At 61.5% G+C, this 21297-nt stretch carries 10 protein-coding genes and 1 other RNA gene; 7 read left to right on the forward strand and 4 right to left on the reverse strand.

Translation table 11 applies throughout. The features are described 5' to 3' along the window. The first annotated feature begins 5 nt into the window (after positions 1 to 5). Positions 6 to 380, forward strand: a complete 375-nt coding sequence (locus tag AFK63_RS03100) for a DUF3592 domain-containing protein (RefSeq protein ID WP_038868274.1) — start codon at positions 6 to 8, stop codon at positions 378 to 380. A 180-nt stretch (positions 381 to 560) separates the two neighbouring features. Here the strand turns inward: AFK63_RS03100 and AFK63_RS03105 are convergent, their stop codons facing one another. Then, positions 561 to 962, reverse strand: coding sequence for a DUF7079 family protein (locus AFK63_RS03105; RefSeq protein ID WP_038868277.1), 402 nt, complete (start codon positions 960 to 962; stop codon positions 561 to 563). A gap of 285 nt (positions 963 to 1247) precedes the next feature. Further along, positions 1248 to 1611: a transfer-messenger RNA gene (gene ssrA / locus AFK63_RS20050) on the reverse strand. A gap of 608 nt (positions 1612 to 2219) precedes the next feature. Between ssrA and AFK63_RS03110 the strand changes: the two genes are divergently transcribed. The 4 genes from AFK63_RS03110 to AFK63_RS03125 all read left to right on the forward strand — a co-directional run bounded on the left by AFK63_RS03110 (position 2220) and on the right by AFK63_RS03125 (position 19183). Next, on the forward strand, positions 2220 to 14408 hold the full coding sequence (locus AFK63_RS03110) for an Ig-like domain-containing protein (protein ID WP_038868278.1): 12189 nt from the start codon (positions 2220 to 2222) through the stop codon (positions 14406 to 14408). Between the two features lie 87 nt (positions 14409 to 14495). After that, complete coding sequence (locus tag AFK63_RS03115; RefSeq protein ID WP_050568206.1) at positions 14496 to 15845, forward strand: TolC family outer membrane protein; 1350 nt, start codon at positions 14496 to 14498, stop codon at positions 15843 to 15845. 23 nt (positions 15846 to 15868) lie between these two features. Then, positions 15869 to 18004, forward strand: a complete 2136-nt coding sequence (locus AFK63_RS03120; protein ID WP_038868280.1) for a type I secretion system permease/ATPase — start codon at positions 15869 to 15871, stop codon at positions 18002 to 18004. 9 nt (positions 18005 to 18013) lie between these two features. Further along, positions 18014 to 19183, forward strand: a complete 1170-nt coding sequence (locus AFK63_RS03125; protein ID WP_038868283.1) for an HlyD family efflux transporter periplasmic adaptor subunit — start codon at positions 18014 to 18016, stop codon at positions 19181 to 19183. A 232-nt stretch (positions 19184 to 19415) separates the two neighbouring features. On the opposite strand, the gene smpB is transcribed toward AFK63_RS03125, so the two are convergent. After that, on the reverse strand, positions 19416 to 19898 hold the full coding sequence (gene smpB / locus AFK63_RS03130; protein ID WP_038868285.1) for an SsrA-binding protein SmpB: 483 nt from the start codon (positions 19896 to 19898) through the stop codon (positions 19416 to 19418). A 148-nt stretch (positions 19899 to 20046) separates the two neighbouring features. Between smpB and AFK63_RS03135 the strand changes: the two genes are divergently transcribed. Together AFK63_RS03135 and AFK63_RS03140 are read left to right on the forward strand one after the other, a co-directional pair. Continuing rightward, the gene (locus AFK63_RS03135; protein ID WP_007681574.1) at positions 20047 to 20484 is read left to right on the forward strand and encodes a type II toxin-antitoxin system RatA family toxin; all 438 of its coding nucleotides are present in this window, start codon (positions 20047 to 20049) and stop codon (positions 20482 to 20484) included. Continuing rightward, positions 20474 to 20764: an RnfH family protein gene (locus tag AFK63_RS03140; RefSeq protein ID WP_038868287.1), complete on the forward strand. Its 291-nt coding sequence runs from the start codon at positions 20474 to 20476 to the stop codon at positions 20762 to 20764. The genes AFK63_RS03135 and AFK63_RS03140 overlap by 11 nt, the downstream gene beginning before the upstream one ends. A 117-nt stretch (positions 20765 to 20881) precedes the next feature. On the opposite strand, the gene bamE is transcribed toward AFK63_RS03140, so the two are convergent. Then, positions 20882 to 21229, reverse strand: coding sequence for an outer membrane protein assembly factor BamE (gene bamE, locus AFK63_RS03145; protein ID WP_038868289.1), 348 nt, complete (start codon positions 21227 to 21229; stop codon positions 20882 to 20884). Between the last annotated feature and the right edge of the window lie 68 nt (positions 21230 to 21297).

Here is a 21297-nt window from a genome sequence, read left to right on the forward strand (position 1 = left end):
CCCGGATGGAATATCTCTTTTTCGATGCGTTATATCTTATTGCGGCCATTGCTGTGGGGGTTGTGGTCTGCCGTGCGGCCTTATGGATCCGCCAGTGCGTTATCGAGGCGGATATTATGAAAAACGGTATCGCCGCCAATGCCGATATCCTTTCGATCCACCGCGATAATCACCTGCACCGGCATAACGTAAAATGCGTCATGGTCGTCAGATTCAAAACTCAGGACGGGCAGGAAGTGCAGTCGCGCCTGGTTCAGATAATGTCTGTCAGAGAATATAAACGCTTCGCCTCCGGCACTGGCGTGACCATTAAATATGCCGCCAGTCGCCCGGCGCGCGTTGTGTTATACGACCGCCCGCTGGTGCTGGGAGCGCGTTAAATGTTTTGCGTTATTCACAACCCGTATAAATATTTTTGCTGTTGCCAAACCCGGCCATGCACTGGTGTGTGTTATCCGGCATTTTTTGATGGTCTTATACAGGCAGACCCGTCGGGGGCGTTTCTTGACGAAAGATTTCAGGACATCGCTTAGAGCCTCTGCGCTGGCGTCTGTTTTCGGTTACAGGCAATCCCCGTTTCTCAGCGCATCCAGCTCAGCGCAAAGCCTGTCAACATCATGCTGAATATATTTCCGACGCCGCTTTAACAGAAAACGGGCAGGAAGCATTCGCTCAATTAACGTCGGCTTTCTCGCGACATATTCCATCACCATCAGTTTTACATTTTCCTCTGACCAGCCTTGCATGACAGGAGCTGGACTATGCAGAAGGTTAACCTGCAAGGTTGGCGCGACCTCTTCATCGAGAATAGTCAAAATCTCTTCACGGCTTTTACCGGTTTCTTTTAGCACCTGCGCCATCCACCGATAATCGTAGTCCTGTAATTCTCGCCCGGTAAAAATCTCCGACAGGGCATACCAGACAGGAACCCGGCTGGCGATTTCAGCGTCTGTAAGGTGCATAGGGTTTTTCTGCGTGATGAGTGACGTCCAGGTATGGTGGGGGATTTAAGATGAGAGGGCAAGCCGTAAAAGATCAAGGTGCGGCGGATAACAGGCGCTGAAACGGCGCAAGAAGAAGCGCGGCGTGTAACTTGTTCTTGTGCATGATGCTGTAGAGACGGGTATCTGTTAGCAGCCCAGAATATGATCGAATACGCTACAGACACAAAAAAGCCCGCAGGGCTTACGCCGTGCGGGCTCTCAGGACTTCATCGGATGACTCTGGTAATCACCGATGGAGAATTTTGGTGGAGCTGGCGGGAGTTGAACCCGCGTCCGAAATTCCTACATCCTCGGTACTACATGCTTAGTCCAGTCTTTACATTCGCCTGGCAGCTGCGGACGGACACGCCACTACCAGACTAGCCTGATTAGTTTTAACGCTTCAACCCCAGGCAGGGCATCCACGCGATCTCTTTTGGGTTTGACCTCTCTTGATCCCCGTCCTAAGAGCGGAGGCTAGGGAGAGAGGGCTCTAAGCAGGTTATTAAGCTGCTAAAGCGTAGTTTTCGTCGTTTGCGACTATTTTTTTGCGGCTTTTTACGAGGCCAACCGCCCCTCGGCATGCACCTTGGGTTTCGCGAATCCCGTCGAATCCAGAATCAGCCCCAAAAGTGTAACGCTAAGTATAACAGATTTTCCCCACGCGTGACCAGTCCATATCGTTTCGTCTGCTGAGTGCTGCTTTTTTGCGCTTTTCATCAATCTTCATCATGTTACATAAAAATGAGATTTTGCTCACGAAATTACCCGCTCGCTATATTTATTTTGCAGGAAAAATCTGGTCATAAATGAGAAATAAAAGGTCGGGGAAAAATAGGATATATTTTTACGATTCTTTAAAGATGAGTTTATTAATGCATTTTTGATGATTTCATATCTCATTAATAACGGGTGAGGCACATTTTGAAATTCTGATACTTAGCAAATAAATAAGAGTTGCTAGACTATTTTTAATATTCTGCAAGCACTCTTTTTTTTATCATTTTTTTGCCAAACCGCACCGGGTTGCTTATACATTTTGTTAAGTATTTGTACATATAACCCGCTTCGCTTTATGTCAACTCATTGTTTTTTATAGATTTAACAAACATTACAACACATTTCGGGAAATCATCTCCCTAGGCGCCGCCCTGTTCGGTGAGGGGCGAACCATAAGTGTCTATTAATAGACGCTTATGTCGCGCAGCGTGCTTCCCCTGTCAGAGGAAATCAAGAATGGCCGTTCAAAATAGTCTTTCGCCTACCGTGGATATTCTCAACCAGAACACTGGCAACGTGATTACTCATTATTCCCAAAATGCGGACCGGGTGGTCAATTTATCCCAGACAAGCATTGTGCGAATAAATGCTTCTCCCGAAACGGTTAATTTTTATGAGCGGCAGGGGAATGACCTGATTGTCCATATGCGGGACGGGACAACGGTACGCTACCAGAACTTCTTTCAGCTGGATGCCGAAGGCCAGCATAGTGAACTGATTTTCGAAGACGACCAGGGGGTTCACCACGCGCTGTTCCCGTTCGCCTCTGAAGCTGGCCCTGCGGTCGCCGAGGCGATTGTCCCGACAATGGCAGAGACCACGCTCGGCGCGCTGACCGGCGCGGAAGGGCTGACCACGCTGGAGGTCCTGGGCGGCATTGCGGCGGTTGGGGCAATCGCGGGCGTTGCGATCGCGGCCAGCAATAGCGGCGGCGGCGGTGACGGCGATAATAACAATGGTGGCGGTAACAACGGTGGCGGTGACAACGGCGGAGGCGATAACGGCGGCGGTGACAACGGCGGGGGCGATAATGGCGGCGGTGAAACGCCGGACCCGGCGGAAATCGCGCTTGATCCTCTCACCGACGATAACGTACTTAACAGCAGCGAAGTGCTGCAAAACCAGGTGCTGAGCGGTGTAGTGGACGTCGCCAATGCAGGCCGCACTATCACCGTCACGCTGGGCGGACAGACCTACACCGGCGTGATTGGCGCTGACGGTACCTGGAGCGTGACGCTGCCCGCAGGCGCTTTGCAGGCGTTGCCCCAGGGGCTTAACACCATCAACGTGTCGCTGGTGGACGTCAACGGCAACACGGTGAACCAGACCGTCGATATCAACGTCGATACCGTCGCGCCCACGCTGCGGCTGACCCCGTTCACCGACGGCGTGCTGGGCGGCGAACAGACGGCGACTGACCAGATCCTGCGCGGCTTCACCGGCGTGGCGGAAGAGGGGCAAACCGTCACTATCACGCTGAACGGCAAAACGTACACCGCCATCGTCGGTGCGGACGGTAGCTGGGAGGCGGCCATCCCGGCGGCGGATCTGCAGGCGTTGCAGGATGGCCAGCAGTATGTGCTGGCCGTCAGCATTACCGATCTCGCGGGCAACACCACCACCAGCGAAGCCCGTTTTACCGTTAACCTCGACCAGCCCGCGCTGACCGTTGATCCGCTCACGGCGGATAACGCGCTGAACGGCGCAGAGCTGGGGCTGGATCAGGTACTGAGCGGCTCCACGCAGAATATCGCGGCGGGTACCGTGGTGACGGTGACGCTAAATGGCGTGAACTATTTTGCCACCGTGGGCGGCGACGGCACCTGGCAGGTGACCATCCCAAGCGGCGATCTTGAGGCGCTCGCTAACGGCAACGCTACGCTCAGCGTGAGTGTGCCGAATGGCACCGGCGCGCCGCTCACCGTAACGGATACTATCGTGGTGGACCGCACCGTACCGTCGGTCTCAATCGCCATTCTCTCCACCGATGACTACCTCAACGCGGCAGACGCCACGCAGCCGCTGGAGATCCGCGGCATCACCACCGTGACCGGGCCGGGCGCGCAGGTCACGGTCACGTTCAATGATAAAACCTACACCGCCGTGCTCGACAGTGCAGGCAACTGGAGCGTGGTCATTCCGGCGGCGGATCTGGCCTCGCTGCCGGATGGCCCGCGCACCGTTACCGCGACCGTCACCGCAGGGCAAACCACCGCCACGGCGGACCGAGTGATAAACGTCGCGATTAACGATCTGCCGGAGCCGACCATCACGACGCCGTTTGGCGACGGCGCGCTGAATGCCGAAGACCTGCAGCAGAACCAGACGCTCACCGGCAATACGGGCGTCAGCGGCAGCGGCCAGACGGTTACCGTACAGATAGGCAACCAGACGTACACCACGACCGCGGGCACCGACGGCGGCTGGAGCGTCACTGTGCCCGCCTCGCAGCTGCAAACGCTGCCGACAGGGCAGACGCCGGTTGTGGTCACAGTCACGGACGGCGCGGGCAACAGCGCCAGCAGCAGCACCACGGTGACCGTCGACACCACGCCGCCGACGCTTTCGCTCTACACGCTGACCGACGACGGCAAGCTTAACGCGCAGGAGCTGACCACCGATCAGGTGCTCTCCGGCAACAGCTCGGAGGCCGGGCAGACCGTCACCGTCACGCTTAACGGCCAGACTTACACCACGACGACCGGCAGCGACGGCAACTGGCAGATAACGCTGCCCGCCGCCGATCTCGGCGCGCTCTCGCCGGGCGCGAACCCGATTGTCGTGACCACCACCGACGCCGCCGGCAACACCACGACGGTGACCGATGCCATTGATGTGAAAACCGCGCAGCCGTCTGTCACCGTCACGCCGTTTACCGGCGATAACGTGCTGGACGCGGCGGAAATCAAAACCGCGCAGCCGTTGCAGGGCAGCGTGACCAACGCCGAGCCGGGCAGCCTGGTGGCGGTCACGATCGGCGCATGGAGCGCCACGGCAACGGTGGATGCGGCTGGCAACTGGCGCGTCGATGTGCCCGCCGTCGTGTTGCAGGGGCTGGCAAATGGCGATAACGCCATTCAGGTGAGCGTTACCGACACCTGGAATCAGACCCAGACGATCCAGGCGCCGATCACGGTGGATACCGCCGCCTCCGGCGTCGCCATCAGCATCATCGCCGACGACGATTTTATTAACCGCGCCGAAGCGGATTCGCCGTTAACCATCCGCGGCACCAGCGCCGGGCTTCCGGCCAATACCGAAATCACCTTCACGCTCAACGGCATCAACTATACCGCGACGGTCGACGCCAGCGGCAACTGGGAAACCACCGTTCCGGCGGTGGATCTGCAACAGTTGCCGGATGGGAGCTATGAAGTGACTGCCACGGCGCAGGTAGGCGGCGTCAGCGACAGCCATACGCTGACCGTTATCATCAACAACCTGCCGGATGTGACGGTCGACCCGCTGTTTAACGACGGCACGCTAAGCCAGGCCGAAGCGGGTGTTGATCAGATCCTGACCGGCACGACCGGCAGCACCGGCGCGGGCCAGACGGTGACCGTCACGCTGAACGGTCAGGCTTATCAGGGCACGGTCGACGCCGACGGCAACTGGTCCGTCACGCTGCCGTCCGGCGCGCTGGACTCGCTCACCGGCAACGATTCGCCGGTACCGCTGCAGATTGTCGTGAGTGATGCGGCAGGTAACAGCCAGACTTCGACGGTCGATTTCACTGTCGATGTCGACGCCCCGACGCTGACGCTCAACCCGTTCGCTCAGGATGACGCGCTGAACATCACCGAGGCGGGCCAGGCGCAGCCGTTTTCGGGCGTGGCCGCTGGTGCGGCGCAGGGCGACAGCATCGTCGTGACGCTGAACGGCAAAACCTATACCACCACGGTGACCGGCACGAACGGTGAGTGGTCGGTGGATATCCCGGCGGCGGATCTGCAGGCGCTGCCGAACGGCCAGGCGCAGTTTAGCGTCACGGTCACCGATGCGGCGGGCAACACCGCCACCGCCACGCGCCCGATTACCGTCGCGGTCGACCCGGCGCGCGCGCCGCTGCTGACTATCGATCCGGTCGGCGGCGACGGCGTGATTGATGCGGGCGAACGCGCCACTGGCGTGACGCTCAGCGGCACCGCCACCAACGTCACCGCCGGGCAAACCGTCACGGTGCAGCTTGGCGACGACACGTTTACCGGCGTAGTGGATTCGGCGGGGCGCTGGCAGGTGGATCTGCCTGCCAGCGCCTTAACGGGCCTCACTAACGGCGATTACACCCTGACGGTGGGCGTGAGCGACGCGGCGGGTAACAGCGCAAGCCTCGATCGCGGTTTCAGCGTTGATACCGACATCAGCGCGCTGGTAGTGTCGCCGATTACCGGCGATAACCGCGTCTCGCTCAATGAGATAGCCGATGGTCTGGTGCTGAGCGGCACCAGCGTGAATTTCGCGCCGCAAACGACGCTGACTATTACGCTCAACGGCAAACAGTACACCGCGACCACCGACGCCGACGGCGGCTGGAGCCTTACCGTGCCGCGCGCCGACGCGCTGGCGATTGGCGATGGCACCGCGACGCTGACCGTCTCCGGCACCGATGAAAACGGCGCGATCGTCTCCGGCAACCAGAGTTTTACCATCATCACCACCGCGTTGCCGGAAGTGACGCTCAACACGCCGTTCACCGACGGTATCATTAGCGCCGCGGAAGTGAACGCCGGCGGCGCGCTGAGCGGCTCCACCGGCGTGAACGGCGCGGGGCAAACCGTCACCGTACAGCTTGGCGATAACACTTATACCGCCGTGGTGGACAGCAGCGGCAACTGGTCGGTCACGCTGCCGCCCGCCGCGCTGCAAGGGCTTGGGGAAGGCGACACGCCGCTGGTGGTCACTGTGACCGACGCCGCCGGCAACCAGAACACGTCTGAAAGCACCGTGACGGTCGATCTCACAGCGCCGGTGCTGACCGTCAATGACATCACCGCCGATAACATCGTTAACGGCGCCGAGGCCGCGCAGCCGCTCACCATCAGCGGCAGCGCGACGCCTTACGATCCGCAGAATCCGCAAACGGTGCTGGTACAGATTGGCGGCCAGAGCTATAGCGCGCTGGTGCAGAGCGACGGCACCTGGAGCGTGACGCTGCCTGCGGGCGCGCTCGCGGCGCTGCCGGACGGCCCGGTGAGCGTCACCGCCACGGTGAGCGACGCGGCGGGCAACACCGCCAGCGAAAAAGTCTCGCTGACGCTGGACGCCTCCACGGCTAACGCGCCGCTGGTCACGGTCAATACCGTGGCGACGGATAACTTCATCAACGCCGCCGAGGCGCAGTCGCCGCTGCAAATCACCGGCACCACCACCCGCGTCGAGCCGGGCCAGACCGTGACCGTCACCCTGAACGGGCAGACGTATACCGGCGAGGTTCAGCCGAACGGCACCTGGGCCGTGACGGTCCCCACCACCGCGCTGGCACAGGTCGCGGACGGCCAGCAGATTGTTACTGTGATCGTCACCGACCAGTCGGGCAACCAGGCGTTTGTCGAGTACCCGGTGACGTTCACCGCCCAGCCGGGCTCGCAGCCGCAACTGGCGCTGAACCCGATCGCGGGCGACGACATCATCAACAGCCAGGAGAGCGGCCAGCCGCTTGACATCACCGGCACGTCGTCGAATCTCGCGCCAGGCACCATCGTCAGCGTGGTGTTTAACAACGTCACCTATACCGGCACCACCGACGCCAACGGCCTGTGGAGCGTGACGGTGCCGGCGTCGGCGCTCGCCGGGCTTGCCGATGACGGCTATACCGTCACGGTCACCGCCAGCGACGCCGCGCAGAACACGGCGACCGACACCAGCACGGTGACGGTAGATACCGCGCTGCCGCCGACCGGCATCAACCCCGGCAGCTTCCTTGATGACAATATTCTCAACGTCAGCGAGTCGCTCACCGGGCAGACGCTCGGCGGCACCACGACCGCAGGCTCGACCGTCGTACTGGTGGTAGGCGGCCAGAGTTTTGAAACCGTGGCGGGCAACGACGGCACCTGGAGCATCACCATTCCGGCGGCGCAGCTACAGGCGCTGGATAACGGCCCGCAGGAGCTGACGCTGACGGTCACCGATCCGCGCGGCAACACCGACACGCTGCCGTTGCCGGTTACCGTGGGTAACGACAGCGCGCCGACGGTGGCGCTCGACGCTATCTTCACTGATGGCCTGATTAACCTGAGCGAAATTCAGAATGGCGGCGTTATCAGCGGCACCTCGACAGGGCTTGCGGTCGACACGCCGATTGTGGTGACGATTGGCGGCGTAACGCTGGACGGCGTCATCGGCGCAGGCGGCGCGTGGCAGATTAACGTCGGCCCGAACGAGCTGGCCGCGCTGCAAAACGGCCAGTACACGCTCTCTGTCAGCGCGCAGGATCAGTTCGGCAACCCGGCAAGCGCGGGCGCGTCGGTTGAAGTGCTGCGCACTCCGCCGACGGCGGCGGTGCCGGATCTGCTCTTCACCGATGGCATTATCAACCAGAACGAAGCGGCGCTTGGCCAGCAGGTCACGGGCAATACCGGCCTGAACGGCGCGGGCCAGACGGTGCAGATAAGCATCGACGGCGGCGCGCCGATCGTCGGCACGGTCGATAACAACGGCAACTGGACGGTGGCGCTCACCCCGGCGCAACTGGGGGCGCTGGCGGACGGCAGCCACACGATTTCGGTCACCGTCTCTGATCGCGCGGGCAATACCGCCACCAGCCCGGAGGCGACATTTACGGTATATGCCGACCCGCTGCCGACGCCAGCACTGACGGAGCCGTTTACCGATGGCATCCTGAACGCCGCCGAAGCCAGCGCGGGCGCGACGATCGGCGGCTCTACCGGCCTGCCAGCCGGGCGTATCGACACGGTGATGGTGAGCCTCAATAACGGCACGATGGTCGAGGCGACCGTCGATGCCAGCGGCAACTGGTCGCTGCCGCTGACGCCTGCGCAGCTTGGCGCGCTGCCGGACGGCACCATTCCGGTGGCCGTGGTGGTCACCGATACGGCGGGCAACACCAGCACGCTGACCGACAGCTTTGAATCGCGCATCAATGATATTCCGGACGCGACCATCAACACGCCGTTTATCGACGGCGCGCTGAATAATGCCGAGGCGGGCGCCGCCCAGACGATCACCGGCTCTACCGGCGTAAGCGGGGCGGGCCAGACGGTGGAAATCGTGCTTAACGGCAACACCTACGCCGGCACGGTGCTGGAAAACGGCGACTGGTCGGTGTCGCTGCCGCCTGCCGCGTTCACCGATCTTACGCCGGGCAGCACGCAGGATTTCACGGTCAACGTGCGCGACGCCTTCGGCAATACCGACAGCCAGCCTGGCTCGTTCGATGTGCAGACGCAGCTACCGGCACCTGTGGCCACCACGCTGTTTGGCGATGACGCGGTTCTGAATATCAGCGAGGCCAACGCGCCGCTGACGCTCTCCGGCACTACCGGCATTACCGGCGATAACCAGTATGTGTCGATTACCATCGACGTGAACGGCACGACTTATGTGGCGGATGTCGATGGCGCGGGCAACTGGACGCTGGATCTGCCGGCGGGCGCGCTGACCGGCCTGTCGCCTGGCGACCATACGCTCACCATCGTGGCGCAGGATAATTTCGGCAACAGCCAGAGCATTGAGGTGCCGTTCCAGGCGGCGCTGACGCCGCCTGCGGTGGCGGTCACCCAGCCGCTGTTCGGCGATGGCTATGTGAATATCACCGAAGCGGGCGCGGCGAGCGCTATCAGCGGTACGCTGACCAGCGATATTCCGGCAGGCAGCGAGATTACGGTCACTATCGGCAACCAAACCTTCGGGCCTGACCGCGTGACCGTCACCGGCAACACCTGGACCCTGAACCTGACGGCGGCGGACTGGGCCAACGTGCCGAACGGTCTGCAGGCGGTGAACGTGAGCCTGGTGGATGGCGCGGGCAACACCGCGACCACCACCGCGCCGCTCTACGTGTCGCTCGCCGCGCCGACGCTTACCATCGACACGCCGTTTGGCGGCGATGGACTGAGCGGTGCGGAAAGTCAGCAGACCCAGACCATCACCGGTACGGTAACCAACGTTGAGCCGGGGCAGACCATTACGGTCACGCTAGGCGGACAAACCTTTACCACCACGGTGCAGAGCGGCAACACCTGGTCGCTGCAGCTCTCACCGGCGCAGCTCGCCACAATCCCGAACGACACCGTGGAGCTGACCGCGACGGTCACGGACAAAGCGGGCAACGTGGCGAACGCGCCGGGTATCAGCGTCAACATCGACACCACGCCGCCGGCGGTTGCGGTCGCCATTAACCCGGTCACCGGCGATAACATCATCAACGCGGGCGAGCTGGGCGATACGGTGACGCTGAACGGCACTACGCTTGGCGACGTTACCACCGTCACCGTGACCATTAACGGCGCGGCGGTGGGCACGGCGACAGTTCAGCCGGACGGGAGCTGGTCGCTGGATGTGCCCGCCACGCAGTTCCCGGATCAGGGCAACTACACCGTGGTGGCGACCACTGATGGCGGTACGCCTGCCACCACGACCGTGACCGTCGCGCTGGATACGGTGCCGCCGGTCGTGACCGTGGGCACCATCGCAGGCGATAACATCATCGACGCCACTGAAGCCAGCCAGCCGCTGGTGCTGAACGGCACCGCCAGCACCTCGGAGGCGGGCCGTCAGGTGACGGTCACCTTTAACGGCGAAACCTACTACGCGGTGGTCGGCGCCGACGGCGCGTGGAGCGTCAGCGTGCCGCAAAGCGCGGTCGCCGGGTTGCCGGACGGCGACTATACCGTGACCGCCACGCTCACCGACGCGGCGGGCAACGCGGACACCGACAGCCGCACGGTCACTCTGAACGCCGACGGGCCGCTGCTGACCGTTGACGCCGCAGGCGTGCCCGCGGTGCTCAACACCGTTAATGCGGCGGGCGGGCTGCTGTTGCAGGGCACCGGCGAGCCGGGCCAGACGGTCACGCTGCGCATCGGGCCGTTGACGCAAACCGCCGTTGTGGATCAGGACGGCAACTGGAATTACACCTTCCCGCAGGTGGATCTCACGACCCTCACCGACGGCGCGCAGGTGATCAACATCACCTCCACCGACGCGCAGGGCAACACCTCCACCAATAACGTGGCGCTCAATGTGGCGCTGAACCAGGGCCTGGGCGTGCTGGTGGACGATCTGTTCGGCGGCGACGGTATCCTGAACGTGGCGGAGTCGCTGGTCACCCAGACGCTGACCGGTCAGCTAAGCGGTGATTATCGCGGCGCGACGGTCACTGCAACGCTGGTGGGCACCGATATCAGCGTGCCGCTGGATGTGCTGGTGGGCGGCGACGGGCGCCTCTCCGTCGACTTCCCGCCGAGCCTCTGGCAGGGCATCGTTGATAACACGCTTGCGGTAGAGCTTAACGTCACCGACGCCTTCGGCAACGTGCGTAACGAAATTATCGACATCAACCTGGCGCTGACCGACGTACCGGTCGTCAGCCAGGTGCTGGTGGGCGCGGATAACCTGATTAACTTCGCGGACAGCACCGTTAACCAGACCATCAGCGGTGTGGTCAGCAATGCCGAAAACGTCTCGTCGGTCATCGTGAATTTCGCCGGTCAGCGCCTGACGGCGGTCGTGGACGACGCCGGACGCTGGACCGCGACGCTGCCGTCCACGCTACTCGGCGCGCTGCCGGACGGTCAGGCGGCGTTGCAGGTTGTGGTCACCGATAACGCGGGCAACGTCAACACCACCAGCGCGAACTTTAATGTCGCTATCAACAATCTGCCGACGATTAATATCGGCTCGCTGTTCGGCGACGGCACGCTGAGTATTCCGGAACTGCTGCAGGGCGCCCTGAGCGGCACCGCCACGGGGCTTGCCGGGCAGACGCTGACGATTCAGATTGGCAGCACGCCGGCGTTTACCGCGACGGTCGGCCCGAACGGCGTCTGGAGCGTCAACCTGCCGGGCGCGGTACAGAGCGCGCTGACGGGGATCGCCACCGGTAACCAGACGGTGACCGTCACCGCCACGGACGCCAACGGCAACACCGCGACCGCTAACGGCTCGCTGACGCTCGATCTGCTGGCCCCGGCGCTGAGTTCGCTGTCGGTCTTCGGCGACGGCCTGCTGAACGCCACCGAGGCGCTGGTGAGCCAGACGATTTCCGGCGTGGTCGCCAACGCGACGGCGGGCTCCACCGTTAGCGTGGCGCTCGGCGCACGGACGTTTAACGGCACGGTAGGCAGCGACGGGCGCTTCAGCATTCAGTTGAACCCGACCGATCTCGCGTCGCTTGCCGAAGGCTCGCTGACGCCGCGCGTCACTATTACGACGCCGGACGGCAACACCACCACGGTCAACGGCGCGCCGATAGTCGTCGGCATCACCTCGCTGCCGACAGTCGCCATCAATACGCTGTTTGGCGGCGACGGCTGGCTGAACGCGACGGAAGCGAACGCCGGGCAGTTGATTAGCGGCACCAGTAACCTCGCGAACGGCACCGTCACGCTCAACGTGGGCGGCAATACCTTCACGGCGACCATTAACAACGGCGCCTGGTCGGTGAACGTACCGGCGGCGACGCTGAAAGGCATCCAGGACGGCACGCTGACGGTCAGCGCCAGCGTCACCGACCCGGTCGGCAACGTGGCCACCGGCTCGCAGGTGGTGAGCGCTATCGTTCAGGCGCTACCGCAGGTGGCGGTGAACCCTGTCTTTGGCGACGGCAGCCTGAGCTTAAGCGATCTGCTGAGCCCGCAGCTTATCAGCGGCACCGCCACTAACCTGGCGGCGGGTAGCGCACTGACCGTCACGCTCGGCGCGCTGACGTTTAACACCACGGTACGCGCCGACGGCACCTGGCAGGTCTCGGTACCGACCACGTCGCTGCAAGGGCTGGTCGACGGCCCGCTTAATGTCACCGTGACGGCGCGCGACCCGGCAGGCAACACCGCCAGCGCCAGCGGCGGTCTGAATGTCAGCATCGGCGCGCTGCCGACGCTCGCTATCACCTCGCTGTTTGGCGATAACGGCCTTAACGCCACCGATATCCTGAGCGCCCAGACCATCACCGGCACCAGCACCAACGCCGTGGGCTCGCAGGTCACGGTATCGCTGGGCGGTAAGAACTATGTCACGACCGTCGGCAACGACGGCACCTGGCAGCTTTCGGTGCCGAAGACCGATCTCAGCGGTTTGCTGGACGGTTCGCTGACGGTTAACGCCAGCGTCACCAACCCGGCGGGTAACAGCACCAGCACCAGCGGTTTGCTGAATGTGGTAACCCATTCGCTGCCGACCGTATCGCTCACCTCGCTGTTCGGCAACGACGGCTATCTGAACGTACGCGAAGCAGGCACCGGCCAGACGCTGAGCGGGAAGATCAGCGGCGCAGCCGATGGCGCGACGGTGAAAGTGACGCTGGGCACCAACACCTATAACGCCACCGTCGCCAGCGACGGCACCTGGTCGCTGCCGGTGACCAATACCATTCTGCAGGGCCTGAACAACGGCGCGCTGAAGGTTGGCGTCTCGGTGACGGATAAAGTGGGCAACGTGAACAGCACCAGCAGCGACGTGACGGTCAAACTCACCACCCCGACGCTGACTTTTAACCCGCTCTCAAGCCTTAACCCGCTGACGCTGCTCTCTACCGGGCTGACGCTGCGCGGCGGTTCGACCAACCTCGGGCCGGGCGCGGTGGTAAACCTCTCGCTGCTGAACGGGACAGTCAAAACGACGGCGATTACCGACAGCAACGGTAACTGGTCTGCCAACCTCGGTCTGGGGCTGAATATTCTGCAACTGCTGTCGCTCTCCAGCGTGCTGAATATCTCTGCCACCGACGCGGCGGGCAATACCGGCTACCTGAACGTCGGCCTCGGCGGGCAGATTATCTCCACCACGCCGCCGGCCACCACGTTTGCCGCCGCGAGCGTCGAGCATGAAGCTTCGCTGTTCGCGCTGTCTGACGAAAACAGCCAGACCGGCACCCACAGCGGCACCCAGCAGACCGCCGCGACCGCAAAAATCGCGACAGTTGCGGCCACGGCAGAGGAGAACAGCGCCACGGCGGATGATACGGCAAGCGCTGCGGGCGGTTACACCATCGGCGGCGTCAGCATCGATCTCGCTGACGGCACCAGCCAGAGCGGCGAGTCGGTGCAGGGCAGCAGCGGCAGCGACACCATTCACCTCGCGACGCTCGGCTTCGCGTCGCTGGATGGCGGCGCGGGCACCGATACGCTGGTGATTGACGGCGTCAATATGAAGCTCGACCTCACGGCGCTCGATGGCCAGATCAAGCACATTGAGATCTTCGATCTCGGTAAGTCCGGCACCAACAGCCTGACGCTGGATCTCCATCAGGCCCTGACCTTAACCGACAAGCCGGAAGACGATCTGATCGTTAAAGGCGTCGACGGGGATCAGGTTAACCTGGTGAAAGGCGGCAGCGATATCTGGGAAGTGAGCGGGCAACGGGAAGTGGACGGCGTGCAGTTCGACATCTGGCATAACAGTTCGCAAACCAACACCCTGGGAGATGTTCTGATCCAGCACGGATTGCACGTCAATATGGTCTGACAACGCCATGGCGCCTCAGGGAAGGGGCGCCAGCGTCATTAACAATATCACCAGCCGCAAAGACGGCATTATTAAGGTGGAAACAGGATGCATAACAACACGATGCGCTACAGGCGGCTGGCATTGATGCTGGCGACGGTCCTGATGAGTTTTCCCGCCGTTTCGCAGGAGGAGTTCGCCTGGCAGACGGCCCCGAGCGAGCAGCTTCAGGCGCAGCTCACCATTAAAGAAGCCATTCTGCGCGCCTTCGCGCGTAACCCGAAAATCGCCCAGGCGGCGGCGCAGATCCGCGTTGGCAAGGCCAATCTCGAAGAGGCGCAGAGCGCCTGGTTTCCGCAAATCTCCTTACAGGGCAATGTCGGGCGTAACCACCGCACCGACTCCTCAGGCTCCCTCAACAGCAACGCCGCAGGCGGCGTGAACCTCAGGCAGTTGATTTACGACTTCGGCAAAACCGGCGGCAGCATTGATGAGCAGGAAAACCTCTCCGAAGCCTACCGCTTCCAGCTTTACGACACGCTCAATCAGGTTGGGATGCAGACGCTACAGGCCTATTTGCAGGTGCGCCGCTATCAGAGCCTTGCCGATGCCGCCGCGCGCAACCTTGAGTCGCTGCGCGCTGTCCAGGGGATGGCGGATCTGCGCGCCGAAGCAGGGCTGAGCACCCAGTCGGATGTACTCCAGGCGCAGAGCCGCATCGCCGGGATGAACGCGACGCTGGAGCAATATCGCGCTCAGGCGCGCTCGGCGCAGGCGGCGTTAAGCGTGCTTACCGGCGTGGTGGCCGACACGCTGCCCGACCTGCCGGAAGATTTGTTGCGCCAGCCAATCACGCTCAAATCGCTGCCGTATGAGCAGACTAACGCGGTACGCGCCGCGCAGGCCAAACAGCTCGCCGCCGAACAGCGCATCCGCCAGGCTCAGGCGCAGCACTGGCCGACGGTCTCCGTACAGGCCGGACGCACGCGCTATCAGAACGATAACGCCAACTACTGGGACGATCAGGTGCAGCTGGTGGTGGATGCACCGGTTTATCAGGGCGGGGCGGTGAGCGCCCGTGTCGAGGCCGCCGAAGGCGATCGCGCCAGCGCCCGTGCGGATGTCGAGGCGAGTAAGCTCGACATCAACCAGAAAGCCGCCACCGCCTGGGCCGATCTCACCGGCGCGCAGCAGCGCCAGCGGGCGGGTGAGCAGCAGATTGCCAGCGCCGGGCACGCCCGCGAGGTCTACCGCGATGAGTACCGGCTCAGCAAGCGCAGCCTCAACGATCTGCTGAGCATCGAACAGGATGTCTTTCAGGCCGACACGCTCGCGATTACCGCCCGCTACGACGCCTGGGATGCGGCGGTTCGCTACGCCGCTGCGGTGGATAACCTGCTCGATATGCTTGGCATTGAACGCGCCCGGATGACCGGGGATACCCTGCCGTCGCTGTAAGCGCGGCATTTTAAGGAGTTCGTATGTCCCAGATTCCCGATACCGAAAGCTGGATCCGCGCCATGACCCGCGCGGCGGGGCGTTTCGGACTGCCCGCCGACGCGCCGGCGGTGCGCCAGCAGATGCGCTGGTTTGAAAATCTGCCGCTGGCGCCGCGGCTCGACCGGCTCGCGGCGCTGATGGGCTTACAGGTGCGGCTGACGCCGCTGAAAAATATGCGCTGGAACAGCCAGACCCTGCCGGTGATTGTTCAGCTGGAAGAGGGGGGCCTGATGCTGCTGGAAGCCATCGACGCCGACGGGGTGGTGACTTACTGGCTGAGCGAAGGCGGCGACCTGGTGCGCGAAGAGCCGCTGGAGACGCTGCTTGAGCGTGTGAAACCGGAAGTGGCGCTGCTCGGCATCGCCGCGCGCGGGCGCGACGCGCGCATTGACGATTTCACCCGCCCTTATGAGCAGCACTGGTTCTGGCGGCACTTCCGCCACGCCGGACGCAAGCTTGCCGAGATTTCGCTGGCCTCGGTGCTCGGCAACGTGCTGGCGCTGGGGGGCATTCTGTTTTCAATGCAGGTTTATGACCGCGTCATCCCGGCGGAGTCGTACCCGACGTTGTGGGTGCTGTTTTTCGGTGTGCTGCTGGCGGCGCTGTTTGAGTTTTTCATACGCCTCGCCCGCACCCATGTGTCAGACATTATGGGCAAGCATATCGATCTCAACGTCTCGTCGCTGTTTTACGCCCGCGCAATGGCGATTAAAAACGACGAGCGGCCCAAATCCACCGGCTCGTTTATCTCGCAGCTGCGCGAAATCGATCAGGTGCGCGAGCTGCTGACCTCCACCACCGTCGGCGCGGCGATGGATATTCCATTTGTACTGCTCTTTTTAGGGATCATGGCGCTGGTGGGCGGACAGCTGGTGGCGATCCCGCTTATCGCGATCCCGCTGATTGTGATCCCGGGCCTGCTGATCCAGTGGCCGATGGCGAAGCTCGCCAAAGAAGGGATGCGCGAGAGTGCCATTCGCAACGCGGTACTGGTGGAGTCGATAGAAGGGGTGGAGGATATTAAGGCGCTACAGGCGGAGCCCTATTTTCAGCGCCAGTGGGAGCACACTCACAGCGTGGGGGCGAGCATTGGCATGAAGCAGCGCGTCTGGGGCGCGCGCTTAAGCGGCTGGGCCTCGACGGTGCAGCAGATAACCTACGCGGGGATGCTGGTGTTCGGCAGCTATCTGGTGCTCGACGGGCAGATAACGACCGGTACGCTGGTGGCATGCAGCCTGCTTTCTTCGCGCACGCTGGCGCCGCTGATGCAACTGACGATGGTGTTCTCTCGCTGGCAGCACGCCAAAACCGCCATGAGCGGGCTGAATGAACTGCTGAAAAAGCCGCTCGATAAAGAGGCAGGCAGCAAGATGGCGCACTGCCCGGTGCTGGCGGGCCACTATCAGTTTCAGGATGTGCAGTACAGCTACGATAAAGAAAAGGGCGATCAGGCGTTGCTGGTGCCGTCGCTTGAGATTAAACCCGGCGAGCGGGTGGCCATCCTCGGCAAAGTGGGCGCCGGGAAATCGACGCTGTTGAAGCTGCTGTCCGGCCAGGCGCAGGCGAGCAAGGGCAAGGTGATTATCGACGGCGTCGATCTGGCGCATATCGATCCGATGGATGTGCGCCGCCAGGTGGGATATTTGTCGCAGGAGTCGCGGCTCTTCTTCGGCACGCTGCGACAGAACCTGATGCTCGGCCACCCTAACGCCACCGATGCCGAGCTGTTACAGGCGCTCCGCATCAGCGGCGCGCTCTCAATGGTGCAGCATGACGCGGCGAGCCTCGACAGACTGATTAACGAAGGCGGGCGCGGGCTCTCCGGCGGCCAGCGCCAGATGGTGCTGCTGAGCCGTCTGCTGGTGCGTAATCCGCAGATTGTCCTGCTGGACGAACCCACCGCCTCGATGGATGAACAGCTGGAAGCACACGTGATTCGCCAGCTTCACCAGTGGCTCACGGGCCGCACGCTGGTGCTGGTGACGCACCGCCCGGCGCTGCTGTCGCTGGTCGACCGCGTGGTGGTGATGGAGAACGGCAAAGTGGTGGCGGATGGCCCGCGCGACGCCATTCTGCAAAAGGCGCAGCGCAACAGCAACGTGGCCTCGGTGGCGTAAGGAGCGGCAATGAGTCAACTGACAATGCAGGAAGAGCTGGCGCGCCAGGGGCGGTTTTACTCGTCAGTTATCTGGCTGACGCTGGCGGCGCTGGTGCTGTTTTTCGTCTGGGCGTGGTTCGCGACGCTGGATGAGGTGACGGTGGGCACCGGAAAAATTACGCCGTCGAGCCGCGCGCAGGTGATAGAGAGTCTCGACGGCGGGATAGTCAACGCCCTGATGGTGCATGAAGGCGACGTGGTGGAGCGCGGGCAGATGCTGGCGCGGCTCGACCCGACGCGCTTTCAGTCAAACTATGGCGAAGCGGCGGCGCGCGCCCGGGCGCTGCGCGCCTCCAGCGAACGGCTGCGCTCGGAGCTGACCGGCGAACCGCTTAAGTTTAGTGAAGAGTCGCTGCGCGAACCGGCGCTGGTCGCCCGCGAGCGCCAGCTGTATGAGTCGCGTCGCCGTAATCTGGACGAGACCTTAGAGAATCTGCAAAAAACCTACAATCTGGTGATGGCGGAGCTGCGCATGACTCAGCCGCTGGTGGCGAAAGGGGCCGCGAGCGAAGTGGAAGTGATCCGTCTGCAACGTCAGGCCGCAGAGCTGAAGGGCAAAATGGACGACGCGCGTAACCAGTTTGCGGTGCGCGCCCGCGAAGAGCAGGTGAAAAATAACGCCGATCTCGATGCCCAGTTACAGGTGATGGCGGGTAAAGCGGATCAGCTCGATCGCGCTACGCTCTTCTCGCCGGTGCGCGGGGTGGTGAAAGATATTCAGGTGACGACCGTCGGCGGCGTGCTCCAGCCAGGCGGCAAGCTGATGGAGATCGTACCGCTGGAAGATCAACTGCTGGTGGAGACGCGCATCAACCCGCGCGATATCGCCTATATCCGCCCCGGCTTGCCTGCGACAGTGAAGATAACCGCCTACGATTCGTCGATTTACGGGGATCTGAAAGGGGAGGTGGAGATGGTGTCGCCGGATACGTTGCAGGATGAAGTGAAGCGCGATCAGTTTTATTACCGGGTATATGTGCGCACCCAGAGCGCGGAGCTGAAAAACCGCAACGGCAAGCGCTTCCCGATCCTGCCCGGCATGGTGGCGAACGTGGAAATCAAAACCGGGCAGAAAACGGTGCTCGATTATTTGATAAAACCGCTCAACAAAGTGAAAGAGGCGTTAAGGGAGCGGTAGGTTTCTGGCGGGGGCGACTGGCGTTGCTTTGGCGGGGGCGCTGCCCCTGGCGCTCGGCGCACAGTTATCTTTATGGCGATCGTGTGGAGTGGGGTAGCGCAGCGCATCCACCTTAAAATACTTGCCGTTGTCGTTATGTTGAACAGGTAAACGCAGCGCGCCTGCTACTCAGCACCAACCCGCCTTTGCGCCCAATAAAAAACCGGCTTTCGCCGGTTTTTTATTGGTGCGCTTAGCGTCCTGCATTTTTCATAATGCGCGCTTTATCGAGCTGCCATTCGCGCTCTTTCAGGTCGGAGCGCTTATCGTGCTGCTTCTTACCTTTCGCGACGCCGATTTTGACTTTGCACCACGCGTTCTTCCAGTACAGCGACAGCGCTACCACAGTATAACCTTCACGGTTTACGCGGCCATACAGCGTATCCAGCTCGCGCTGGTTTAGCAGCAGCTTACGGGTGCGGGTCGGGTCGCAGACGACGTGCGTTGACGCCACATTCAGCGGCTGGAAGTTGGCCCCGAACAGGTACGCTTCGCCTTCTTTGAGAATTACATAGCTGTCGCCGATATTGGCTTTGCCCGCGCGCAGGGATTTAACTTCCCAGCCCTGAAGGGCCAGGCCTGCTTCAAACTCATCTTCGATGAAGTATTCGTGGCGGGCGCGCTTGTTGAGCGCAATGGTGGCTGAGCCAGGTTTGTGTGCTTTTTTCTTGGTCATAGTGCCGCTCAGTATAGGTAATCCGATCGTAAAACGCACCCCTTCCCCGGGGTGGAAAAGGGTTATCTTAGCATGTCTGCCGGCGAGTTTTTGTTTAATGGATGATAAATGTTATTATTTCTAAGTCGTATGACTCACAGGAAATACTATGCCCCAGATTAGTCGTACTGCCCTGGTGCCTTACAGCGCTGAGCAGATGTATCAGTTAGTGAACGATGTGAAATCCTATCCGGAGTTCTTGCCAGGCTGCGTAGGAAGCCGCGTGCTGGAGTCGTCTCCGGGCCAGATGACGGCGGCGGTCGAAGTATCGAAAGCCGGGATCAGCAAGACGTTCACCACCCGCAATACGCTGATCAGCAATCAGAGCATTTTGATGCATCTGGTCGACGGCCCCTTCAAGTCGCTGATGGGCGGATGGAAATTCACGCCGCTGACGGAAGACGCCTGCCAGATTGAATTTAATCTCGATTTTGAATTCACCAACAAGCTAATTGAACTCGCGTTTGGCCGGGTCTTTAAAGAGCTGGCCTCCAGCATGGTTCAGGCGTTCTCGCAGCGCGCCAAAGAGGTTTACAGTGCCGGGTGAAATTCAGGTGGAGGTGGCGTATGCCCTCCCCGAAAAACAGTACCTGCGTAAGGTAAAGCTTGCCGAAGGCGCATCGGTGGAAGAGGCGATTATCGCCTCCGGGCTGCTTGAGCTACGTAAAGATATCGATCTCAAAAAGAATAAGGTCGGTATTTACAGCCGTCCGGTAAAGCTTGCCGATACGCTTAATGACGGCGACCGCGTCGAGATTTACCGGCCACTGATTGCTGACCCGAAAGAGCTGCGCCGTCAGCGTGCCGAACGCGCGGCGAAAAAGTAAACGAGCAGTGCGGGAATGTTGTAGACGGCAATCCAGCCCGCTGCGACGCGCAAGTTGTAACGCGCAATAAAAAAGGTGCCCTGGGCACCTTTTTTGTTTTATCGCGCAACGTTCGCGTTACGGGCGCTGAGCGTCCAGCTTCGGTTTGTTGTCCATATTGGTTAACACGCCGTTGCTGTTGAAAGTCAGCGTCAGCGTCTGCTGCGTGACATTCTCATGGCCCGGCTGCTGGCGGAAAATGTAATACCACGTATTGCTGCCGAACGGATCCGACATCATCGGCGTGCCCAGCGCGTAGGCAACCTGCTGTTGCGTCATGCCGATGCGGACTTTGGCAATGTCGGTAGGCGTCAGGTAGTTACCCTGATTAATGTCGGGGCGGTAAACCACTCGTTCCAGAGTAGAACAGCCTGCGGTCAACATCAGAAGGACCGCTGCGGCAGCAGTCAGCGTTTTACAGCGCATAGTGATTAGATTCCTTTTCGGGCCCGAGCAACACGCGGCTCATACATAATTAGCCGATGATAATAAAC

This window comes from Cronobacter muytjensii ATCC 51329, from assembly GCF_001277195.1.
GTDB classification, from domain to species: Bacteria; Pseudomonadota; Gammaproteobacteria; order Enterobacterales; family Enterobacteriaceae; genus Cronobacter; species Cronobacter muytjensii.

What these genes read in the sequence shown, in the direction of transcription:
- AFK63_RS03100 (WP_038868274.1), top strand. Translation starts at nt 6, where the DNA reads ATGGAATATCTCTTTTTCGATGCGTTATATCTTATTGCGGCCATTGCT.
- AFK63_RS03105 (WP_038868277.1), bottom strand. Translation starts at nt 962, where the DNA reads ATGCACCTTACAGACGCTGAAATCGCCAGCCGGGTTCCTGTCTGGTAT.
- AFK63_RS03110 (WP_038868278.1), top strand. Translation starts at nt 2,220, where the DNA reads ATGGCCGTTCAAAATAGTCTTTCGCCTACCGTGGATATTCTCAACCAG.
- AFK63_RS03115 (WP_050568206.1), top strand. Translation starts at nt 14,496, where the DNA reads ATGCATAACAACACGATGCGCTACAGGCGGCTGGCATTGATGCTGGCG.
- AFK63_RS03120 (WP_038868280.1), top strand. Translation starts at nt 15,869, where the DNA reads ATGTCCCAGATTCCCGATACCGAAAGCTGGATCCGCGCCATGACCCGC.
- AFK63_RS03125 (WP_038868283.1), top strand. Translation starts at nt 18,014, where the DNA reads ATGAGTCAACTGACAATGCAGGAAGAGCTGGCGCGCCAGGGGCGGTTT.
- smpB (WP_038868285.1), bottom strand. Translation starts at nt 19,898, where the DNA reads ATGACCAAGAAAAAAGCACACAAACCTGGCTCAGCCACCATTGCGCTC.
- AFK63_RS03135 (WP_007681574.1), top strand. Translation starts at nt 20,047, where the DNA reads ATGCCCCAGATTAGTCGTACTGCCCTGGTGCCTTACAGCGCTGAGCAG.
- bamE (WP_038868289.1), bottom strand. Translation starts at nt 21,229, where the DNA reads ATGCGCTGTAAAACGCTGACTGCTGCCGCAGCGGTCCTTCTGATGTTG.